Source organism: Bacillus sp. bc15 (assembly GCF_900142585.1).
GTDB lineage: Bacteria > Bacillota > Bacilli > Bacillales > Bacillaceae_G > Bacillus_A > Bacillus_A cereus.
Map to the genome: position 1 here is coordinate 122,283 of NZ_FRBJ01000011.1, position 22,867 is coordinate 145,149.

Here is a 22,867-nt window from a genome sequence, read left to right on the forward strand (position 1 = left end):
GGTTCATAAGGAAGGGACACACTAAAGGGGAATTGAAGCAAGGAGGGACAATTATGGCAGAGCGTCAATCACTTGAATCGTATATTACACAAGCGGAACAAGCGGTGGAATATGCGAAAGAACAATTAGACCAAGGTATGAGACAAGAGCATTATAATACGATGGAGTATTCGGATGCGCAGTTGCAATTAGAACAAGCATATAACGATTTACAAACGATGCAACAACATGCGAATGATGAGCAACGTGAGCAATTAAATAGAGCACGTATGGCAATTCGCCAATTGCAACATCAAATGATTATTACACCGCACTAATAAGGAGTGAATGTAATGGCGAAACGTTCAGATCAAAATAATCCAGAGCAAAAAACACAAAATGGACATAACGCTGAGTTTTCGAATGAACTTGATCCGATTGTTCAAGTAAAACAGCGTAATAGTAAAAAAGGACAACCTCAAAAATCAAAACAATCAGAGTAAACCAGGTCGAAATATGACCTGGTTTTATTTTGCTATATGACAATAATGTAAGATTTATGTAAGGTTTGTCGATAGTTGTGAGCAGCTTTCTCCAGTAGAGTAAGGAAGGATTAAATTTTATACAAGGAGTTGCTTTATGGGGAACAATATTACAAACAAGCGAATTGATGAGTTAGATTACATTCGTGGCTTTGCACTACTGGGAATTATTTTAGTAAATATTCTCGCATTACTTAACATTAAAATTCCAGATCCTAATACAGTGGATGCTAGCTATCAAAGATTTTTATACTTATTTGTAGAAGGTCGTTTCTTCTCAATCTTCTCATTCTTATTTGGAGTGGGATTCTATATCTTTATTTCAAGAGCGATTGCGAAAGGGAAAAATGGCTATGTTTTATTTTTACGTCGCTTAGTAGCATTATTTATTTTTGGTTTAATTCATCAAATGTTTCAGCCTGGAGAAGCACTAGCGTTATACGCAATTTGTGGGTTAATCGTTTTACCGTTTTATAAAGCGAAAAAAGAAGTGAATGTAGTAATTGGTCTTATTCTTACGATAGCTTTTAGTATTATGGCAGCTAAGGAATTATTACCATTAGGGTTAATTTTATTAGGTCTTGCTGCGGGGCAGTATAAAGTATTTGAAAATCTTTCAGCAAAAATTAAACAAGTCGCTATTTTTACAGGAATTATGTTTGTTTTAAGTGTTGTCGCGTTATGGTATCAATATGGACACGTTCCTGCCGAACCATTTGTAAATATGATGCTCATGAATGAGGATGGAACAGTGGACGCTGCAGGTCAATTCTTAAAAATTGGCATTACAGTTGGACCAATTATTTCAGCTTTCTATGTAGGAGCATTAATTTTATTACTTCAGTTAAAACCAGTTCAAACATTATTAGCACCATTGAAATATTATGGCCGCATGGCTTTAACGAATTATATTGGACAAACTGCAATGATTTTAATCGCAGGAAGTGTATTTAACTTTGCAGGAAACTTAACGTACATGCAGACTTTATATGTGTGTATTGCAATTTATGCAATTCAAATTGTCTTTAGCGTAATTTGGATGAAAATCTTTAAAATGGGTCCATTAGAATGGATTTGGCGAGTTGTTACGTATTGGACGGTAACACCTTTAAAGAAATAGAGAGAGAAATGGGCTATTCCTTTTGTGGAACAGCCCATTTTTATTTTCATTTTCATCTTTTTCGGAAAGTTGATATTCCTTCGCGAATCGCCGATATATTTGAGAAATCGCTAATAAAATTTCATTTATCAACGAACCTTACACACTTATCTTTTTTATATTACAAAAGTGTAAGGTAAATGTAATGTTAACAAATAGCAGTTCGCCTCTAAAAAGCGCAAAATAGGTAATGGAAAAACAAGCGTAGGAGGATATATATGACGAAACCAGTTGTAGACGTGAAAAACGTTCAAAAAGTGTACGGTAAAAAAGGTGAGAACCAATCACATGCATTAAAAGGTGTTTCATTCTCAATTCAAGAGGGTGAGTTTGTAGGGATTATGGGACCATCTGGTTCTGGTAAAACGACATTATTAAACGTAATTTCAACACTTGATAAAGCAACGGGCGGCGTTGTTGAAATTGCGGGTACGGATATTACGAAAATGAAGCAAGGTGAACTTTCTGATTTCCGTTCACAAAAATTAGGATTCATTTTCCAAGACTTTAACCTATTAGAGAACTTATCTATTTATGAAAACATCGCACTTCCATTATCTCTTCAAGGTGTCGCATCACGTAATATTGGACCGAAAGTAGAAAAAGTAGCGGATATGTTAGGGATTACAGAAATTCTTCAAAAGTATCCATCTGAAGTATCTGGTGGACAGAAACAACGTTCAGCAGCAGCGCGTGCACTTGTGCATGAGCCGGCAATTATTTTAGGGGACGAGCCAACAGGAGCGCTTGATTCTAAAAATGCAACGAGTTTACTTGATGCGATGACAAACTTAAATAAAGATCAAGGCGTATCGATTATGATGGTTACGCATGATCCATATAGTGCAAGTTACTGTCAGCGTATTTTATTCATTCAAGATGGTGAGCTATATAAAGAAATTCATCGCGGTGGTACGCGTGAAGAGTTCTACAAAGAAATTTTAGATGTACTTGCAGATTTAGGTACACAAAAGGCGTAAGAAAGGAGGTTCCAGTATGTTATTTAAACTTTCCATGTCGGGGCTGAAAAGTAAGCTGAAAGATTATATCGTCTTACTTGTTGGTCTTGTCATGTCGATTTCAATTTTTTACATGTTCCAAACGTTAGCACTGAATAAAGCATTTTTAGAATCTAATTCAGTGATTAAATCTATTGGATTCGTATTCCAAGCAGGTTCATTTTTATTAGCAATTATAACGTTCTTCTACATTTTATATGCAAACTCTTTCTTATTATCTCTTCGTCAAAAAGAGTTCGGTATGTATATGATGTTAGGTGCGAAAAAACATAAAGTTACATTACTTATGTTTATTGAAACAATCGTATTAGGTGCTGCGTCTCTTGCAATCGGGATTGCAGTTGGAGTAGGACTTGCAGAAGGTATTGGACAGTTATTAATGAAACAGCTTGAATTTGCTGGTGAAGGGTATAAAGCATTTTATCTACCATCTATGACTGTTACTTGCATCTTCTTCTTTGCACTATTTGTATTATCAGCAATTATGAACAGTATTAAATTGTCACGTATTTCTGTATTGCAACTAGTACATGCAGATGCACAAACAGAGCGTGTTGCAGTAAAAGGTAAAAAGACAGTTGTAGTGGCATTCCTTGCTGTTATTTTATTAGGTATAGGTTATGCATCTATGATCTATATGGAAAAACTAAAAGAGATGGGAATCCTTATTGCATTAATTACAACGACAGCTGGTACTTACATGCTATTTGGCTCACTTCTTCCAGTCATTATTAAAAAGTTAAAAAGTAATAAAAAGCGTAGTGAAAAAGGACTTAATGCTTTTACATTTGCACAATTAAACTTCCGAATTAATAGTTTAACGAAAGTACTTGCAACAGTGGCAATGTTAGTTGCACTTGGAGCTGGTGCAATTTCAGGTGGTATGGCATTTAAAAATAACGTTATAAAAATGGTAGATGGTTTAGTAATATATGATTCAGTAGTTCATAATCCAACAGCTGAAGAAAAGAAAATTTTAGATGGTATTACATTTAAAGAGAAAAGCGAATATCGTTATAAAGTTGATGATAAATACGTTTACTATGTAAAAGAAGATTTAGAGAAAAATCGTCCTTTCGTAAAAGATATGGCAAAGATGAAGTCTATGAAGGATTTAGTAAATACGAAAAAAGTTTCAGAGGAACTACCGGTAGGTGCAGTTTCTAGAGAGATGAATCAAAAAGATGCGAATACTAAAGAACTTTCAGCGGAATGGACAGATGCTTTTAGTACAATCCATCCATATTATTTATACAATGATCATGCAATTAAAATTGTAGATCAAAAAATGTACGATGGGATAAATGGTAAAGAAGGTATAGCATTTATCGGAAAAACAGATGATTTTTTAACATATAAAAAAGAATGGAAAAAACTTGATGAGTTGCAGCTAGATAAATATAAAAATGTAAAAGCTGAACAAATGGATAGTAAATATCAAGCTTATAGTGGGTTCTATGGCATTGCGAGTGGAACAGTATTTATGGGATTCTTCCTTGGAATTGCGTTCTTAGCAATGATGGCAAGCTGCCTTATGTTTAAAATTCTTTCTGGTGCATCAAAAGATATTACGCGTTATCAAATGCTTCGTAAAATCGGTGTGCGCCGTGAGTTACTAACGAAATCGATTTATAAAGAGTTATTCTTAGTATTCTTATTCCCAGCAATTGTGGGTATCGCTCACGTATTAGTTGGTATGAATATTTTCGGATTTATTTTAATCGATCCGTACTTCCGTATTTGGGTACCAATTGTAATTTTCGTAGTTATTTATGCGATTTATTACTTCATTACCGTTCAATTGTATAAAGGAATTGTTCTTCCGAAAGAAGATTAATAATAAAAACCGAGCAAAAACGCTCGGTTTTTATTATTTTCAGAAAAAAACACTTTAATGTTACTGAAATGTATAATATAATGTAAGTAAGTAACGTAATATAAAAGTAGAAGTAGCTGTATAAGGAAAGGAGGAATGCAATCTGTAGAAAGAAGCTGAACTTTTATCCCCACATTTTTTTACCGCAACGTATTTATACAATCGTAAGTTTCCACATTGAAAGTTTTCAGAACCACCTGAGTATATTGTGAAAATAATGGATAACACATGGAAATCTCATAGCATGATAAGGTAAAATGGACAACATAATGAGAAAATTACCGTTCATAAGATGAGGAGAATACATGTATGGAAGTTGTAGAGGCATTAAAAGATATAAGCCAAATTGAGGCTATGAAAAAATATTTAAAAGAGCACTCCCAGCGAGATTATCTTTTATTTGTTATTGGAATTAACACAGGATTAAAAATTACAGAACTACTTAGCATGAAATTTGAAGATGTATTAAATGAAGACGGGACTGTTAAAGAGTTTTATGCTCTTCCTGTGAAAGATGAAAAATTTAAACAAGATATTTATTTAAATACAAAAGTAAAAGAAGCGCTTTTAGATTACGTACAATCTATTGGCGTTAAAAGAGAAAATTACGTATTTCAATCTAATAAAACGCCAAATTCAATTACGCGCCAACAAGCGTATCGTGTAATTCATAATGCTGCAGAAGCAGTTGGAGTTGTTGGTAAAATCGGAACGAATTCAATGCGAAAAACGTTCGGATTTCATGCGTACAAAAGAGGGATAGCGATTGCGCTATTGCAAAAACATTTTCATCACGCGACTCCATCAGAGACACTAAAGTATTTAGGTATCTCAAAGGATGAGACCTTTAAAACGGAGATTGATGTCGATTTATAAAAGCCGTAACTAAAAAATTAGGAGGCGGAAAATATGAATATTAGAGAGAGTGAACTGCCGGGTATTGGATGTAAGTTTGAAGTGATTACAAAAGGTAATGAAAAGATGGTTATCGTTATTCATGATGATGGCCGAAGAGAAATGTACCATTTTGATGCTGATCATGAAGAGAGTATTTCAAGTGTCTCTCTTCGTGATTCTGAAGCGAGACAAATTGCAGCTATATTGGGCGGAATGGTATATAGGCCACAAGCTTTAGATACGATTGAAATGGCTTTTGAGGGATTATCAATTGAGTGGTTTAAGGTGGAAAATAATGCACCAGTTGTACAAAAAACAATTGGTAGTTTACATGTTCGAAACACATATAACGTAACGATTATTGCCATTTTGAAAAAGAATATGAAGAAGTTCTTTAATCCAGGCCCAGATTCTATCATTGAAGCTGGCGATATGCTCGTATTATCAGGCGAAAGACATGAAGTAAAAAGAATTATTAATGAGTTGCTTTCAGTAGGAGGGGATTCATAATCGATGGATACTTTAATCTTTGAAGTTGGAACTGCGTTAGTATTAGTCGCTTTTGCAGCTATTCTCGCTGCAAAGTTAAAGTTCTCGATTATTCCGTTTCTCATTATACTCGGTATGCTAGTGGGACCACATGCCCCAGATTTAGGGCTTATCGATTTAAGATTTATTGAAAGTGGAGAAGTTATTTCCTTCCTCGGCCGTGTTGGCGTTATATTCCTCTTATTCTATTTAGGCTTAGAATTCTCAATTAAAAAATTAATTAAATCAGGAAAATCAATTGCTTTTGGGGGAACTGTTCATATATCGCTTAATTTTATATTAGGTTTACTTTACGGATATATAATGGGTTTCCCCTTATTAGAAACATTAATTATTGCTGGGATCATAACAATTTCATCGAGTGCAATTGTTGCGAAAGTAATTGTTGATTTAAGAAGATCTGGTAATAAAGAGACGGAGCTAATTTTAGGAATCATTATGTTTGATGATATCTTTTTAGCGGTATATTTATCAGTCGTTTCAGGATTAGTACTCGGAGGGGCAACGTCATTTGTAGGTGCTCTTACATCTATTTTAATCGCAGTAGGGTATATGCTACTATTCTTTGTAGTTGCTAGAAAAGCTACACGATTCTTAAATAAAATGTTAGATATTTCGTCCAATGAAATTTTTATTATCGTAATATTCGCTATTTTATTCTTTGTAGCAGGATTTTCAGAAACGATTCATGTTGCAGAGGCAATTGGAGCATTATTACTAGGACTCGTTTTTTCTGAAACAGAGCATAGTGATCGAATTGAACAGCTTGTCGTTCCGTTTCGTGATTTCTTTGGAGCTATATTCTTTTTCAGCTTCGGTTTAAGTATAGACCCATTTTCACTTGGCGGAGCAGTGTGGTTGGCATTAGGAGCAGTTTTCATTACTCTTATCGGTAATTTTACTGCTGGAATGGTTGCGGGGCGTAAAGCTGGGTTATCGCATAAGGCTTCTACGAATATCGGTTTAACACTTGTATCACGCGGAGAATTTTCCATTATCGTCGCGAATATTGGAATTGCGGGCGGCTTAATGGCAACGATTAAACCATTCTCAGCTTTGTATGTTTTAATATTAGCATCGTTAGGACCTTTGTTAACGAAAGAATCTGGGAGAATATATTCCTTACTAGATAAAATATTTAAATGGAGCGCTAAAGAAAGTGCGAAGCGAGAAAAAGAAGTTGGATAGTACAAATAAGGGTAGACTGCATGAAAATTTCATGCAGTCTACCCTTTTATATATTGTTACTGTCGTCGTTTTTTGTCGGTAAGTCGATATATTTTAATAATCGCTGATATATTTGTAGTTGCGCCGATATATTTTGATAATCGCTGATATATTTGTAGTTGCGCCGATATATTCTAATAATCGCTGATATAATCCAAGAAGTAATCAATATAATTTCATTTACCGCAAAACCATTATCTGAATTTCATCAACTATTAATCAGTTGCCTTCCTATTTAAAAACGACTACAATTTTACTGTTATATATATGAACGAAAAAAATAGAATAGGAGGGGAAACTATGCCAAGGAAAGTATGGCTATTAGTAGCTGGGATGATTATTAATGTCACGGGTGCTTCTTTTTTATGGCCTTTTAATACAATTTATTTGCATGATCACCTAGGCAAATCTTTATCTGTGGCCGGAATGGTATTAATGATCAACTCGCTTACTGGTGTAATCGGAAACTTGCTCGGCGGTGTTTTATTTGATAAATGGGGCGGTTATAAATCAATTTTAGTAGGGATTGTCATTACACTTGTATCGATTTTAGGTCTTGTGTTCTTCCACGGTTGGCCGTTATATGTTGTGTGGCTAGCGTTAATCGGCTTCGGTTCTGGGATGGTCTTCCCATCGATGTACGCGATGGTTGGTACGGTTTGGCCAGAGGGCGGAAGACGAGCGTTTAATGCGATGTACGTTGGACAAAACGTTGGTATTGCGATTGGAACAGCGTGCGGTGGTTTAGTTGCTTCATATCGTTTTGATTATATTTTCTTAGCGAACTTTATTTTATACTTTGTTTTCTTCTTAATTGCTTTTATTGGATTCCGTGGTATGGAAGACAAGAAAGAGCCAGGAGTGCAAAAAGAAGTCGAGACGAAAAAAGGTTGGTCACTTACACCTGGATTCAAAGCACTTCTTATCGTATGTGTAGCATATGCTTTATGCTGGGTTACATACGTACAGTGGCAAGGAGCGATTGCAACACATATGCAAGAATTGAATATTAGCCTTCGCCACTATAGTTTATTATGGACGATAAACGGAGCGATGATCGTTTGTGCGCAGCCGTTAGTTAGTATGTTAATTCGCTGGATGAAGCGTTCTTTAAAGCAACAAATTATGATTGGAATTTTTATTTTTGCGGCGTCATTCATTGTGCTAAGTCAAGCGCAGCAATTTACGATGTTCCTCATTGCGATGGTAACATTAACAATTGGTGAGTTATTTGTATGGCCTGCGGTTCCAACGATTGCAAATATACTTGCACCAAAAGATAAATTAGGGTTTTATCAAGGGGTCGTAAATAGTGCGGCGACTGTAGGGAAAATGTTCGGGCCGGTCGTTGGCGGAGCAATTGTGGATTTATACAATATGGAAGTATTGTTTATAGCAATCATGGTAATGCTTGTAGTAGCGCTTATAGCAACGAGTATTTATGATAAACGAGTAAAAGTAGAAGAAGCAGTTGAAGAAAAAATTGCAGTTTAGTTTGACGGAACATGTTCACATGTTTTAGAATATATTTAAATAAAACAACCTTTAGAACAAGGGAGATAGCTCGGCTGTCTTAAGATGAATTCGTTAGTTATTAAGAGTAAAGATTAACCGAGAAGTCCTCGCTTTAAGTAAGCTCTTAAGAGATACTAGATGAAGGATAGTTCACTTAACTTATATGTGTAATAACAGTGAGAAGGAGTAGTAGTAATAGAAGCTGGTTTAGAGAGTTGACGGTCGGTGCAAGTCAATCCACGTTTCGTTATGAACTCGCCTTTGAGTTGCAGTTGTGAAACTAATAGTAGCAATTGCCGTTAATCCACGTTACGGATCTAAGCGAATGTATATTTTTACATTAATTTAGGGTGGTACCGCGGGAATCTATAACCTCTCGTCCCTTTCTAGGGATGAGAGGTTTTTTGTATTTTGGGCGGTGAAAATAAATAGAATTTCAAGGAGGGTATCTCATGAGCTTTAATCATCAAGATATTGAGAAGAAGTGGCAAGGGTACTGGGAAGAGAATAAAACATTCCGTACGCCAGATGAGACAGAAAAACCAAAATTTTATGCACTAGATATGTTCCCATATCCATCAGGTGCAGGCCTACACGTAGGACATCCAGAAGGTTATACAGCGACAGATATTTTATCTCGTATGAAGCGTATGCAAGGGTATAACGTTCTTCATCCAATGGGATGGGATGCATTTGGTCTTCCAGCAGAGCAATATGCACTTGATACTGGAAACAGCCCAGCTGAATTTACAGAGCATAATATTAATACGTTCCGTAACCAAATTAAATCATTAGGTTTCTCTTATGATTGGGACCGTGAAGTAAATACAACAGATCCAAACTACTATAAGTGGACACAATGGATCTTCTTAAAACTATTTGAAAAAGGTTTAGCTTACGTTGATGAAGTACCTGTAAACTGGTGTCCAGCACTTGGTACAGTACTTGCAAACGAAGAAATCATTGACGGTAAGAGTGAGCGTGGTGGACATCCAGTTGAGCGTCGTCCGATGAGACAGTGGATGTTAAAAATTACAGCTTACGGAGATCGTCTATTAGAAGATCTAGATGAGCTTGATTGGCCTGAAAGTTTAAAAGATATGCAACGTAACTGGATCGGTCGTTCTGAAGGTGCAGAAGTACACTTCAACATCGACGGTACAGATGAGAAGTTCACAGTTTTCACAACGCGTCCTGATACACTATTTGGTGCAACATATTGTGTACTTGCTCCGGAACATGCACTTGTTGCAGAAATTACAACAGCAGAACAAAAAGAAGCGGTAGAAGCTTACATTAACGCTGTAAAAATGAAGAGTGACCTAGAGCGTACAGAACTTGCGAAAGAAAAAACTGGTGTATTCACTGGTGCTTACGCAGTTAACCCAGTAAACGGTGAGAAATTACCAATCTGGATTGCTGACTATGTTCTTGCAACTTACGGAACAGGTGCTGTAATGGCAGTTCCAGCTCACGATGAGCGTGATTATGAATTCGCATCAGTATTTAATCTTCCAATGAAGGAAGTTGTAAAAGGCGGAGATATTACGAAAGAAGTGTACACAGGTGATGGTGCACACGTAAACTCAGCATTCCTTGATGGATTAAATAAAGAAGAAGCAATCGCAAAAATGATTGAATGGCTTGAAGTAACGAGCGCAGGAAATCAAAAAGTAACGTACCGTCTACGTGACTGGTTATTCAGCCGTCAACGTTACTGGGGTGAGCCAATTCCAGTAATTCACTGGGAAGATGGTACAATGACAGCTGTGAAAGAAGAGGAATTACCATTAGTTCTTCCGAAAACAGAAAACATCCGTCCTTCAGGTACAGGTGAATCACCACTTGCTAACATTGACGAGTGGGTAAATGTTGTTGATCCTGAGACTGGTAAAAAAGGTCGTCGTGAAACAAATACAATGCCGCAATGGGCTGGTAGCTGTTGGTATTACCTACGTTACATCGATCCAAACAATAGCGAAGCACTTGTAGATCCTGAAAAAGTAAAACAATGGCTTCCAGTTGATATTTATATCGGTGGTGCAGAGCACGCTGTACTTCACTTACTATATGCTCGTTTCTGGCATAAAGTATTATACGATATCGGTGTAGTTCCAACGAAAGAACCGTTCCAACAATTATTCAACCAAGGTATGATTCTAGGTGAAAACAACGAGAAAATGAGTAAATCAAAAGGTAACGTTGTAAACCCTGATGATATCGTAGCAAGCCACGGTGCAGATACACTTCGTCTATACGAAATGTTCATGGGACCATTAGATGCTTCAATCGCTTGGTCTGAAAATGGTCTTGACGGAGCTCGTCGTTTCCTAGACCGCGTATGGCGTCTATTCGTTCAAGATAACGGTGAATTAAGTGAGAAAATTACTGACGCACCAAATAAAGAGCTTGAAAAAGCTTACCATCAAACAGTGAAGAAAGTAACAGAAGACTATGCAGAGCTTCGCTTCAACACAGCGATTTCTCAAATGATGGTATTCATCAACGATGCATACAAAGCTGAAACACTTCCAAGAGAATATGTAGAAGGTTTCGTAAAAATGATTGCACCAGTTGCACCTCATATCGGGGAAGAGCTATGGAGCAAACTTGGATACAATGAAACAATCACATATGCAAGCTGGCCAACATTTGATGAGTCTAAACTTGTAGAAGATGAAGTTGAAATCGTTGTTCAAGTTATGGGTAAAGTTCGCGCAAAACTAACAATGAGTAAAGACGCATCAAAAGAAGAAATGGAACAACTTGCACTTGAAGCAATTCAAGACCAAATTGAAGGGAAAACAGTTCGTAAAGTAATTGTTGTTCCTGGAAAACTTGTTAACGTTGTTGCAAACTAATTTATTCTAAATGAAAGCTCAGAGTATTTATACTCTGGGCTTTTTTGTGTAAAAAATAATCTTTGGATCACTTTTATATAAGTTTTTAATTTATAAAGAAGTTTACTTTAAAGGCGTTTTGCATCTTTTCCTTTAATTTGTTTGTTGAGGAATTCTTATAAAGACAAACACCTATTCTTCACTAGGAAATATGATAAAAAAGGTAGGTAAAATTGAGCAGAAGAGGTGAAAGGAATGAAAGGGATGGACAATAATGCACCACATGGTTTCTTCGGGGGTGGATCGGATAGTTATGAACAAATGATGTTAATGGGAGGAGGACAACAAGGATACGGTGGAATTCCGAGCTGGATGGGTGGAGCAGCAGGAGGATTTCCAACATCGGTAGCTGGCATGCAAACTGGAATGCCTACATTAATGGGAGGATTTTCGACATCAGGGGCTGGAATGCCTACAGTAACAGGAGGATTTCCAACATCAGTAGCTGGCGTACAGACAGGAATTCCAGTAGGGGGACCAACTACATTTCCTTCTTTCGTTGGAGGAGTGCAGACAGGATTCCCTGTACCGGGAGTAGGTGTAGTGGCAGGAGGAGTAGGTGGTTATCCACAGGGTGTTCACGATCATCATGTACATCACCATCACCAAGGCCACCACGGTCATCATGTACATCACCACCACCAAGGCCACCAAGGCCATCATGGTCATCATCACCATCAAGGCCAACATGGCCACCACGGTCATCATCACCATCAAGGTCACCAAGGCCATCATGGTCATCATCACCATCAAGGTCACCAAGGCCATCATGGTCATCACCAACAACAAGTACATCATCAAGGTCACCACCACATTCATCCGCAAGCTGTTCTTTATCAAACTCACCAAGGCCAACATGGTCACCATGGACATCACCACCAAGGCCAACATCATGGACACCAAGGTCACCACCATCACCAAGGTCATCAAGGTCATCAAGGCCAACACGGTCATCATGGGCACCAAGGCCAACATCATGGACACCAAGGTCAACAGCACCAACATCATCAACAATATCAGCAATATCAGCAATATCAACAACAGCAACAATCTTCTCCTTGGACAGGTGGAATTGGAGCAGGAGGAGCAGGGGCAGCAGCAGGAGCAGCTAGTATTAGTGGAGCAGCAGGACACGCAGGGCACGTGGGTCATTAATGATTGGCAGAAAAAAAGCCATAATAAAAAACTGCTAGGAAATCCTAGCAGTTTTTTTCAGCTTCTTGACGCTGACGTTCAATTTCAGCACGAAGTTGTGGTTCCGGTGCTTGCCAGCCTTCTGGCTTTAGAATCTTACCGTCGCCTTCACGGAATCGAGGCTTCCCATCAGGGAATAGTTTTGCCATGTTGGCGTTGTTTACAATTTCGAATCCTTTATCTGGACGTACGCCCATTTCTGCAAACGTTCCGAATGCAAAGTAAATAAGGTCAATCAGTGCATCGTATTGATCTTCAACAGTCGTTGCCTCTAGAAATTCTTCTAGTTCTTCCTGCATAAAACTTGCACGGATTTTTGCACGCTCTTCTGTTAATTTTGTTGGAGTATTTGTCACAGGATGTCCGAATACTTCATGCATTTTCGCAACAAGTTCGTATCCTTTATCTAAACCTTTTTCGTTTGTCATGTTGTTTCATCCTTTCTTACGTTATGCCGAAGTTTATTGTAACATAAGGTGATTATGAAATGAAAAGAACATCTTATCGAAATAAGATGTTCGCTCGTTATTCTTCTTTTTTTATTAAAAGCGATGAAATAAGATCGATGCCAAAAATACCGACGAGTAACATTGGTATAACGACAAGCAAGTAACGTGTGAAGGAAACATTTTTTAAGTATGTATGAGCAAATAAAAAGACGCCGAGAAATAAAATACCATTTAAAATAGGCTTTACTAATTTTTTAGACATAAGCTCCCCCATAAATATCTTCTCTCTCTATTTGATAATAAAAAACTCCTCTCTCCGTTGTATCATGCTGGAGAGAGGAGTTCAATCATTTCTCATTCAATGACACCAGAATTTGTAATATTTACGGTGTATTTTATATGAACCGGAACATCTTTATACATTTGTCTCCATTCTTCTAATTTGAATGGGCGATAATGTTGTTTATACTTTGCACCTAGTCCGAGAGGATCGACGCCTAAAGATTTAAATTGCTTAATTAACTTAGCAGCTTGTTTATCTAATTGTTTTTGGACATCTTTTTCAATGTTTTTTGTGTTCTTGTTATTTTCTAAGTTAATTTGTTTTGATAGTTCTTGAATACGTGCGTCAAGACGAACGTGAATGAAAAAAGAAGGCTTTCCGTTTTTAATTTTTATATCGTAAGTTGGAACAGAACGAATATTATTAATCATTACGTACGCAGAATCTGTTTTAAATTCATGTGAATCTAATTTATGTTTCTCTAATAGTCCTTTAAATATGAACATATCTTTTTCCGCAATTTTACCGATATATTTATCCTTTTTAAAAAGGCCAATTCCGGTAATTTTTATTTTATCACCATGCTTCTTTAGAATGGGAATATAGTAGTCTTTTCCTTCTTGATAATAGCGAAATGCTCCTATATGTAGATTATCCGCTGGTAAAGGTCCGGTCTCCATGTTATGTTCTAGCAATTTTTTTATATAAATTGCAACGTTGTATGAAGTCGAATATTTGCCTTTTAAAAGTTCAGTACCATTCCCATCTAATAAAGCAGCATATAAAGCGTTCCCTATATTCACATCTCGGAGTAATGTATCGAATGAAGTAGACATTCCTGTTTTGGCAAGTCTTATCGTATATAGAGCGACACGCATTTGTCCACTAGCAAAAGGTTGAGAAGACTCTAAAGATGTGTCTGCTTTTACTTGTTTTACCGCATTTGCACTGCCTTCAAAAACTTGAACTTTATTTCCTTTTTTTTGAATGGGACAAACGAATGTCACTTTTACTTTATTATCTTTTGCGACATCAAAAACGCTTCCTTGAATAAGTTGTACATCATCGATAATATTTTTTTGTAAACATCCAATTAGACTGAAGAATGTTATACAAGAAATAAGTATTAATTTGCTTGTGCTTTTGATTTTTTCCATTTTCTTTTCACCCACACAATAATAAATAGGATTGGGATGTATACATAAATGAGCCAAAAACTAACTTTTGATACATTACTAATAAAGTTATTAATATCGTGTCTGTTTGTTAAAAGTTGCGAAACAATGAGAGTGATAAAGATAAAAGCAATTAAAACACCCCTTTGTTTTACACGGAATATTTCATGAGTTCCTCTCATTGACGCCCATAAAGGGAGGATAAAACTTGAAATAATAACGAGTGCATAGCCTGAAATTGCAATATATTCGAGTCTTTCTATAAATGGTAATTGAATGACTTGGGTCATAGAAAGTTGTGCCCATATTGTTTTTAACAATTGCTTCTCACTAAAAAATGCAAAGGCTAAAAGGGTACTAAATAGATATAGAAGATTTGAAAATAGTGCTCCAAGCTGAGCGTATTTATGAGATTGCATAGGCTTTTTCACAAATGGATACACCATGAGGTAAATCTCAAAACCGGTCATACTGTAGATTGACAGTTGAGCGGATTTTAAAATGTCTGAAAAAGAATGTGTGAATATAGGTAGTAAATTATCCCAATGTGAATATTTCAAAACGAATAAGCTTAGAAATAAATATCCTAATGTACCACCAACAGAGATGACGCAAATACCGGTAATTACACGAAATCCAGAAGAGATAATGTAATAGCTAACTAAGCATAAAAAGAGTGTTAACATAAAGGTGGAAGCGGTAGGAAACATCCATACTTGAATAATTTCAACATATGTTCGGATGACTGAAATACTAACGATTAAAAAATAAGCCATAAAGATGATGCTAATGCCATTTCCTAGCCATTTTCCAAATGTTTGCCGATGTAAATCAACTAAATTCCCATTTGTTTCTTTTAATAAGACATACATCATCCATATAATAATATGGATGAAAATTCCCGTGATTATAACTCCCATCCAGCCGTCGTATCCAGCGGCTTTTGCGATAATTCGAGCGAATCCGAGAACTCCAGCACCGAACTGTGCACCGTGAATTAAGAAGAAAACAAAGACAGGAGATATTTGATATTTTTCTTGAACTTTACTCATCGAATGCACCTCATTTCTTAATCATCAAAGTCTGATCTATGTTTTGTTGAAATTCCTTTCGCTGCTTTTTTTACATGTTGTGGCCTTGCTTGTACATCTCTTGTATCAATCATTGTTAAAGGAAAACGAATCCAAGAATCTTTAACAGATTGTTGTCTTGTTGGATAAAACAAAGCGTATGGCTTGCGTAAAGAAGTAAGCCTGAATAGATGAGTAAATAAGAAGATAAATCCAAGAGAAATCCCGAACAATCCGCCTATTTCTGCAAACATAAGAAAAGGAAAGCGTAGTAATCGAACAGCGTTACCCATTTTATAAATAGGTGTAATAAAGGAAGCAAGTGCTGATAAGGCAACGATAATTAATAAAATATTGCTCGTTAAACCAGCTTGTACAGATGCTTGCCCGATTACGATACCGCCTACAATACCGAGCGTTTGACCAACTTTCATTGGTAACCTTGCGCCGGCTTCTCTTAATAAATCAATTGCAAGTTCTAAAAAGAGCGCTTCAATTAAAGGTGGGAATGGTACTTGTGCCCTTGATAAAATCAAAGTTTCAAGTAAATCACTTGGAATAAGTTCATAATGATAATTTAAAACTGCAACGTATAATGGTGTAGCGCAAATTGAAAATAGAACGGCAATTAATCTTAAAATCCTTGAAAATGTAGCGTACATCCAGGAGACGTTATAGTCTTCTGGTGAAATGAAAAAATCGAAATAGGATACAGGTGTTAGTAAAACACTTGGAGAACCATCAACGAAAATAGCGATTTTTCCATCAATTAGTGCTTTTGTAACTCTATCAGTGCGTTCTGTATTAATATAGAGAGGGAAGATCGATTTTTCACCCATCAATTCTTGTATATAAGCACTATCATTAATTTGATCATACTCAAGAGCGCGTAATGATTCTTCTAGAAAATCTACATTATCTTTTTCAGCGAGGTTGTCTAAATACATCATGACAACTTTTGTTTTGGAAAACTCGCCGATAATCATTTCTTTTGTTTGTAAATCCAAAACAGGAAGACGTTTTCGAACTAAATTAATGTTTGTATCAATATCCTCTACAAAACCTTCTTGCGGACCAATAACAGTTGATTCGTTTAAAGGAGGGGTTGGTGCACGATAATTATCAATTGCAATGTTTGCAAGCATACATTTTTGATCTTGCTGATTCAATTGAATAATCGCATGCCCCTTTAAAACCATATCCTCAATTTTTTGTAAGTCGTTCGTAATTGTAATGCCGCTCATCGGGATATGTTCCTTCAGCTCTTCTAGTGATGCGTTAGGTCGTTCTAAAAGAGTGGGCATTAAATACTTTTGTAATTTTTCTCCATCAAGTGAAGGTCGATAGTAAGAAATCCAATAAGGCATCGTTTCATCGTCGGATGTATGATAATTTACAAAATCACTAGACTTTTTCAGCTTCTCTATTAAATTTTGTAAAGAATGAATACGATCTTTTTCTGGTTTTGTAAAGTCATAAATACTATTACCTTTAGAGTTTTGCTGCTGTTGTCCTTGAGAAGATTTGTCTTGTTTAGCACTTTGTTGTTGATCCTGCTCGGAGTCGTTTTGCTTAGAATGTTGCTGTTGCCCTTGCTCCGAGTTGTCTTGCTTAGAGTGTTGTTGATTTTGCTCTGAGTTGTCTTGCTTAGAATGTTGCTGTTGTTCTTGAGAAGGTTCGTCTTGTTTAGCACTTTGTTGCTTACCTTGAGAGGAATCCTCTTGTTTAGCACTTTGTTGTTTATCTTGAGAGGAATCCTCTTGTTTAGCACTTTGTTGCTTACCTTGAGAGGAATCCTCTTGTTTAGCGCTTTGTTGTTTATCTTGAGACGAGTCCTCCTGTTTAGCACTTTGTTGCTTATCCTGAGAAGAATCTTTTTGCTCGTTATTTTTACCTTTATTATGTTTCGTACTTCTAGTCTGTTCTTTGTTATCATCCTCTTGATTGTTAGAATGCTGCTCCCAGTTATCTGTTTTGTTTGCTTCTGGTGTATTTGATTTTTTTTTCTTACGTAACCAATTCCAAATCATATGTACGCCCTCTTTAATCTTGTAATATAGTGCTATTTTGTGGCTAATTTTGTATATTATTCATTTATTTATGAAAAGAAGAAGGAGATTAGTTTGCATAGAAAAAAATCTTTAGTAAGCAGTTCATACTATAACGGGGAGAGGGAGAGTCTGTGCAAATTGTAAAAAAGGAGAAGTTTGTTTTAAAAGAGTTTACGTTTGAAAATGGCAGGGAAATTCCTGTTCAAATGGGATACGAGACATATGGTACGTTGAATAGAGAAAGGTCAAATGTGATTTTGGTTTGTCATTATTTTAGTGCAACAAGTCATGCGGCAGGAAAATATACAGTGCATGATGAGGAGTCTGGTTGGTGGGATGGGCTCATTGGACCTGGGAAAGCAATTGATACAAATAAGTATTTTGTTATATGTACGGATAATCTTTGTAATGTGCAGGCGAGGAATCCATATGTGATTACAACAGGACCGAAATCGATTAATCCAGAAACTGGAGAAGAATATGCTATGGATTTTCCGGTTTTTACATTTCTTGATGTAGCTCGTATGCAATATGAGTTAATAAAAGGTATGGGAATTTCAAGGTTACACGCTGTAATCGGACCGTCGGCGGGGGGGATGATTGCACAACAATGGGCGGTTCACTATCCACATATGGTAGAGCGGATGATTGGCGTTATTACGAACCCACAAAATCCAATTATTACGTCTGTAAACGTAGCACAAAATGCGATTGAGGCAATTCAACTGGATCCAAGTTGGAAAGATGGAAAATACGGAGAAGAGCAGCCGATAAAAGGGCTTCATTTAGCAAATAGAATGATGTTTATGAACGCGTTTGATGAGCATTTTTATGAAATGGCATTTCCTCGTAATAGTATAGAGATAGAACCTTATAAAAAGTTTTCTACATTAACATCATTTGAAAAAGAGATAAATAAAGCGACATATAGAAGTATAGAGTTAGTAGATGCAAATTCATGGATGTATACTGCGAAGGCAGTTTTATTGCATGATATTGCACATGGGTTTTCTTCACTAGAAGAATCTCTTTCTAACATAGAAGCGAATGTACTTATGATTCCGTGTAAACAAGATTTGCTTCAGCCGTCTCGTTATAATTATAAAATGGTAGATATTTTGCAAAAACAAGGAAAATATGCGGAAGTGTATGAGATAGAAAGTATAAATGGGCATATGGCAGGAGCATTTGATATTCATTTATTTGAAAAGAAAGTTTATGAATTTTTGAATCGGAAAGTATCTAGTTTTGTGTAGAAGACAAATGATGGGGAAAAGGTGCAATGTTTGTAATAGGCACCTTTTTTTACATGATTTGTAGACGGAAAATATATGTAGCTATTGCTATACCGAAAAACGCTATGCTAAGCAATAGAAATAAGAATGACATTTCTTGTGAGGATTTTATTTTTCTATTATTTTTCATACTAAGAGCAATAATTGCAGCGAGTAAGAACACAATGCCCATAATGAAAAGAAAAAGTGTCATTTTAATCGACTCCTTTCATAAAACAAGTATATTGAGGATACAATGTGCTAGTTATGTTTGTAAAGAATAAATTTTGAGAGAAAATTGAGAAATAGTTTTTCGATTCTTTGCGTTCTTTCTTTTGCGTGCTAAAATTGGTAGAGAATGTTTGTGAAAAAGAAAATAAAGGTTTTATTGTATATAAGGAGGAACTACATATGACAGAAGTTAAAACAATTACTACAGAAGAGGTACAAGAGCGTTTAGAAAATGGAGAAACGTTATTTCTAGTAGACGTAAGAGAAGATGAAGAAGTAGCGGCAGGAAAGATTCCAGAAGCTGTACATATTAAAATGGGCGATATCCCACATAAAGTAGATTTCTTTAATAAAGAGAATGAATATATCTTTATTTGTCGTTCAGGAATGCGCAGTGAAAATGTATGTCATTATTTAAATGAGCAAGGATTTAAAACAGTGAATATGGTTGGCGGTATGCTTCAATATGAAGGTGAAACGAAATAGTTAATAGTTAAAAACTTGAAACGAGTCTGTTTCAAGTTTTTTTCTTTTGCATACAGTATAAAAAAGGAGGAGGGGTCAATGGGGATTAACTTGCGTAAAGTAAAAATTATTAATAATACAGGAGCTGTTAATGTCGGCGACTGTTATGATATCTCGCCTTTAGCTGTAGCAAAAGTATATGCAGGTGCTGGAGGGTCGAGTGCGGCTATTTTTTTAAATGGGAAAAGACAGCCAGAAGCAGTCATTAGAACATCAGTGTTTCTTCCGCCATTAGCAACGAGTACACGTACATTAGGTTCATAGAGGAAAGGTAGAGTGTAATTATGCCTGCTCATATAAAAGAATTTGTTATTGTGAATAACACTGGAAATATATTTACCGGTGATAATTTGAGTGATACTTCATTTACTGCTTCGAAATCATATAGTGGTTCAATGGGGTGCACTTGGATTGATGTTGTTACAGTAATAGGGACGGAGACAAAGCTTTGTTTACAGCCGGGTGATTCGGTGACGACAACATATACAAGAGGCACTCCTGCTGGTACTGTAACAGGAATAAATATGGGGCAAAGTGTAAATGCATCGGGTATAGCACAAGCTGTCCCTAATACAGATAATATGGATTCAGTTGCTGGACTCCCTTAAGGAATTAAGGGAGTTTTTATTATTTAAAATAAAAATAGTCTTGGAAATTATTTTTGTAAATAGATTAAGAAGAGGTTTATTTATTATGAAAAAGACGGTTTGTAGGTGGTGAAAGTGTGAAGAAACGTGATAATAATGGGGGGCAAAATTCGTTAAGCTCTAATTTTAGAATTCCCCCCGAACTTATTGGGCCTACTTTCCCTCCTGTTCCAACTGGATTTACAGGTATAGGGATTACTGGCCCAACAGGTCCACGGGGTCCAACTGGTCCTCAAGGACCGAGAGGGTTACAAGGTCCGATGGGGGAGATGGGCCCGACAGGACCTCAAGGTGTGCAAGGGATACAAGGATCAGTTGGGCCAATAGGTGCAACTGGACCAGAAGGACAGCAGGGGCCACAAGGATTGAGAGGACCACAAGGAGAAACTGGAGCGACAGGACCTCAAGGGGTGCAAGGGTTACAAGGTCCGATTGGTTCAACGGGAGCGACTGGGGCACAAGGTATACAAGGGATACAGGGATTACAGGGGCCAATTGGAGCGACGGGACCTGAGGGACCTCAAGGAATTCAAGGCGTCCAAGGGTTACCGGGTGCAACTGGTCCACAAGGAATACAAGGAGCACAAGGGATACAAGGAACACAAGGACCGAGTGGAAATACAGGTGCAACCGGAGCGACTGGTCAGGGGATAACAGGTCCGACGGGAGTAACCGGTCCAACAGGGATCACTGGCCCGTCAGGAGGACCTCCTGGTCCGACGGGGCCGACTGGTGCGACAGGTCCGGGTGGTGGACCAAGTGGAAGTACAGGTGCGACTGGAGCAACGGGGAATACTGGGGCTACAGGAAGTACAGGGGTAACAGGAGCAACGGGAAGTACAGGTCCGACTGGAAGCACGGGAGCACAGGGCTTGCAAGGAATCCAAGGGATTCAAGGGCCAATTGGGCCAACAGGTCCAGAAGGTCCGCAGGGTATTCAAGGTATTCCTGGTCCGACGGGAGTAACTGGTGAACAAGGAATACAAGGAGTTCAAGGTATTCAAGGGGCAACGGGAGCAACAGGGAATCAAGGTCCACAAGGAATACAGGGGGCTATAGGGCCTCAAGGGGCCACAGGAGCAACAGGAGATCAAGGTCCACAAGGAATCCAAGGAGTACCAGGGCCATCAGGAGCAACAGGCCCACAGGGAGTTCAAGGGATACAAGGTCCGATGGGTGATATAGGACCAACAGGTCCAGAAGGCCCAGAGGGACTTCAGGGCCCGCAAGGAATCCAAGGTGTGCCAGGGCCAGTTGGAGCAACGGGTCCAGAGGGTCCTCAGGGGATACAAGGTATTCAAGGACCGGTAGGAACAACAGGCCCACAAGGTCCACAAGGAATACAGGGAATACAAGGTGTGCAAGGGATAACGGGAGCAACTGGAGTACAAGGAGCAACTGGAATTCAAGGGATACAAGGGGAAATAGGAGCAACGGGTCCAGAGGGTCCCCAAGGAGTGCAAGGTGCTCAAGGGGAGATTGGTCCAACAGGTCCGATGGGTCCCCAAGGTGTGCAAGGAGTACAAGGAATTCAAGGAGCGACGGGCGCACAAGGAGTGCAAGGTTCACAGGGAATTCAAGGAATCCAAGGTCCGACGGGGGCAACAGGAGATACAGGAGCAACAGGGGAAGGCACTACAGGCCCAACAGGAGTAACCGGTCCAACAGGGGTAACAGGCCCATCTGGAGGACCAGCAGGACCGACCGGCCCAACGGGGCCATCAGGTCCGGCGGGAGTAACTGGTCCATCTGGTGGACCACCTGGCCCGACAGGAGCAACAGGTGCGACAGGAGTAACAGGAGATACTGGGGCGACAGGCTCAACTGGAGTGACAGGAGCGACAGGAGAAACGGGAGCAACCGGAGTGACGGGTTTGCAAGGTCCGCAAGGAATCCAAGGTGTGCAGGGAGAGATAGGTCCGACGGGTCCCCAAGGTGTTCAAGGTCCCCAAGGAATTCAAGGAGTAACGGGGGCCACTGGAGATCAAGGTCCGCAAGGGATTCAAGGCCCACAAGGCGACATAGGTCCAACCGGCCCACAAGGAATTCAAGGCCCACAAGGTTCTCAAGGAATCCAAGGAGCGACAGGGGGAACAGGAGCACAAGGTCCACAGGGAATCCAAGGTCCGCAAGGTGACATAGGTCCGACTGGGCCACAAGGTCCAACTGGAATCCAAGGGATACAAGGAGAGATAGGTCCAACAGGTCCAGAAGGCCCAGAGGGACTTCAGGGCCCGCAAGGAATCCAAGGTGTGCCAGGGCCAGTTGGAGCAACGGGTCCAGAGGGTCCTCAGGGGATACAAGG

At 38.2% G+C, this 22,867-nt stretch carries 21 protein-coding genes, 1 pseudogene and 1 other annotated feature; of the genes and pseudogenes, 16 read left to right on the forward strand and 6 right to left on the reverse strand.

What is annotated here, in order from left to right; genetic code table 11:
* The first annotated feature begins 53 nt into the window (after window positions 1-53).
* From BUA87_RS25645 to BUA87_RS25700, 11 genes are all read left to right on the forward strand, one after another.
* Entirely contained in the window at window positions 54-317 is a 264-nt protein-coding gene (locus BUA87_RS25645; RefSeq protein WP_000840869.1) for a YtzC family protein, read from the forward strand.
* A 15-nt stretch (window positions 318-332) separates the two neighbouring features.
* Window positions 333-482, forward strand: coding sequence for a hypothetical protein (locus BUA87_RS25650; protein ID WP_001129340.1), 150 nt, complete (start codon window positions 333-335; stop codon window positions 480-482).
* A 136-nt stretch (window positions 483-618) separates the two neighbouring features.
* Complete coding sequence (locus BUA87_RS25655) at window positions 619-1,641, forward strand: DUF418 domain-containing protein (RefSeq protein WP_072941236.1); 1,023 nt, start codon at window positions 619-621, stop codon at window positions 1,639-1,641.
* A gap of 257 nt (window positions 1,642-1,898) precedes the next feature.
* The gene (locus BUA87_RS25660; RefSeq protein ID WP_000165837.1) at window positions 1,899-2,660 is read left to right on the forward strand and encodes an ABC transporter ATP-binding protein; all 762 of its coding nucleotides are present in this window, start codon (window positions 1,899-1,901) and stop codon (window positions 2,658-2,660) included.
* Between the two features lie 16 nt (window positions 2,661-2,676).
* The gene (locus BUA87_RS25665) at window positions 2,677-4,536 is read left to right on the forward strand and encodes an FtsX-like permease family protein (RefSeq protein ID WP_050822136.1); all 1,860 of its coding nucleotides are present in this window, start codon (window positions 2,677-2,679) and stop codon (window positions 4,534-4,536) included.
* Between the two features lie 348 nt (window positions 4,537-4,884).
* Complete coding sequence (locus tag BUA87_RS25675; protein ID WP_000454206.1) at window positions 4,885-5,451, forward strand: tyrosine-type recombinase/integrase; 567 nt, start codon at window positions 4,885-4,887, stop codon at window positions 5,449-5,451.
* 33 nt (window positions 5,452-5,484) lie between these two features.
* Window positions 5,485-5,982, forward strand: coding sequence for a cation:proton antiporter regulatory subunit (locus tag BUA87_RS25680; protein ID WP_001026053.1), 498 nt, complete (start codon window positions 5,485-5,487; stop codon window positions 5,980-5,982).
* 3 nt (window positions 5,983-5,985) lie between these two features.
* Window positions 5,986-7,209: a cation:proton antiporter gene (locus tag BUA87_RS25685; protein ID WP_000380176.1), complete on the forward strand. Its 1,224-nt coding sequence runs from the start codon at window positions 5,986-5,988 to the stop codon at window positions 7,207-7,209.
* Between the two features lie 339 nt (window positions 7,210-7,548).
* The gene (locus BUA87_RS25690; protein WP_001137537.1) at window positions 7,549-8,742 is read left to right on the forward strand and encodes an MDR family MFS transporter; all 1,194 of its coding nucleotides are present in this window, start codon (window positions 7,549-7,551) and stop codon (window positions 8,740-8,742) included.
* A 188-nt stretch (window positions 8,743-8,930) separates the two neighbouring features.
* Window positions 8,931-9,150, forward strand: a binding site (T-box leader).
* Window positions 9,151-9,215: 65 nt separating this feature from the next.
* Window positions 9,216-11,624 carry a leucine--tRNA ligase gene (leuS, locus tag BUA87_RS25695; RefSeq protein WP_000009442.1) on the forward strand — a complete coding sequence of 803 codons (2,409 nt, stop codon included), beginning with the start codon at window positions 9,216-9,218 and terminating at the stop codon, window positions 11,622-11,624.
* A 234-nt stretch (window positions 11,625-11,858) separates the two neighbouring features.
* Window positions 11,859-12,818 (forward strand): hypothetical protein, encoded by a 960-nt coding sequence (locus BUA87_RS25700; RefSeq protein WP_071713457.1) that lies wholly within the window; start codon window positions 11,859-11,861, stop codon window positions 12,816-12,818.
* Between the two features lie 44 nt (window positions 12,819-12,862).
* On the opposite strand, the gene BUA87_RS25705 is transcribed toward BUA87_RS25700, so the two are convergent.
* The 5 genes from BUA87_RS25705 to BUA87_RS25725 form a co-directional block, all read right to left on the reverse strand.
* Complete coding sequence (locus BUA87_RS25705; protein ID WP_000180554.1) at window positions 12,863-13,285, reverse strand: pyrophosphohydrolase domain-containing protein; 423 nt, start codon at window positions 13,283-13,285, stop codon at window positions 12,863-12,865.
* Between the two features lie 97 nt (window positions 13,286-13,382).
* Window positions 13,383-13,568, reverse strand: coding sequence for a hypothetical protein (locus BUA87_RS25710; RefSeq protein ID WP_000038781.1), 186 nt, complete (start codon window positions 13,566-13,568; stop codon window positions 13,383-13,385).
* A 92-nt stretch (window positions 13,569-13,660) separates the two neighbouring features.
* On the reverse strand, window positions 13,661-14,746 hold the full coding sequence (gerHC, locus tag BUA87_RS25715; protein WP_000411387.1) for a spore germination protein GerHC: 1,086 nt from the start codon (window positions 14,744-14,746) through the stop codon (window positions 13,661-13,663).
* Window positions 14,716-15,816, reverse strand: a complete 1,101-nt coding sequence (locus BUA87_RS25720) for a spore germination protein (protein ID WP_000049081.1) — start codon at window positions 15,814-15,816, stop codon at window positions 14,716-14,718. The genes gerHC and BUA87_RS25720 overlap by 31 nt, the downstream gene beginning before the upstream one ends.
* A gap of 17 nt (window positions 15,817-15,833) precedes the next feature.
* A complete protein-coding gene (locus BUA87_RS25725) occupies window positions 15,834-17,864 on the reverse strand; it encodes a spore germination protein (protein WP_072941242.1) in 2,031 nt (676 codons plus the stop codon).
* A 152-nt stretch (window positions 17,865-18,016) separates the two neighbouring features.
* Here BUA87_RS25725 and BUA87_RS25730 point away from each other — a divergent pair, with 152 nt between their 5' ends.
* Window positions 18,017-19,141 (forward strand): homoserine O-acetyltransferase family protein, encoded by a 1,125-nt coding sequence (locus BUA87_RS25730; RefSeq protein WP_001167624.1) that lies wholly within the window; start codon window positions 18,017-18,019, stop codon window positions 19,139-19,141.
* Window positions 19,142-19,190: 49 nt separating this feature from the next.
* Here BUA87_RS25730 and BUA87_RS25735 read toward each other — a convergent pair whose 3' ends face one another.
* Window positions 19,191-19,373: a hypothetical protein gene (locus BUA87_RS25735; protein ID WP_016512224.1), complete on the reverse strand. Its 183-nt coding sequence runs from the start codon at window positions 19,371-19,373 to the stop codon at window positions 19,191-19,193.
* 197 nt (window positions 19,374-19,570) lie between these two features.
* Here BUA87_RS25735 and BUA87_RS25740 point away from each other — a divergent pair, with 197 nt between their 5' ends.
* The 4 genes and pseudogenes from BUA87_RS25740 to BUA87_RS25755 form a co-directional block, all read left to right on the forward strand.
* On the forward strand, window positions 19,571-19,876 hold the full coding sequence (locus BUA87_RS25740) for a rhodanese-like domain-containing protein (protein ID WP_000141207.1): 306 nt from the start codon (window positions 19,571-19,573) through the stop codon (window positions 19,874-19,876).
* A 78-nt stretch (window positions 19,877-19,954) separates the two neighbouring features.
* Window positions 19,955-20,179, forward strand: a complete 225-nt coding sequence (locus tag BUA87_RS25745; RefSeq protein WP_000512463.1) for a spore germination protein — start codon at window positions 19,955-19,957, stop codon at window positions 20,177-20,179.
* A gap of 20 nt (window positions 20,180-20,199) precedes the next feature.
* A complete protein-coding gene (locus tag BUA87_RS25750) occupies window positions 20,200-20,523 on the forward strand; it encodes a hypothetical protein (protein WP_001110850.1) in 324 nt (107 codons plus the stop codon).
* A 116-nt stretch (window positions 20,524-20,639) separates the two neighbouring features.
* A pseudogene (locus BUA87_RS25755) lies at window positions 20,640-22,867 on the forward strand (BclA-related collagen-like exosporium protein); the annotation flags it as partial.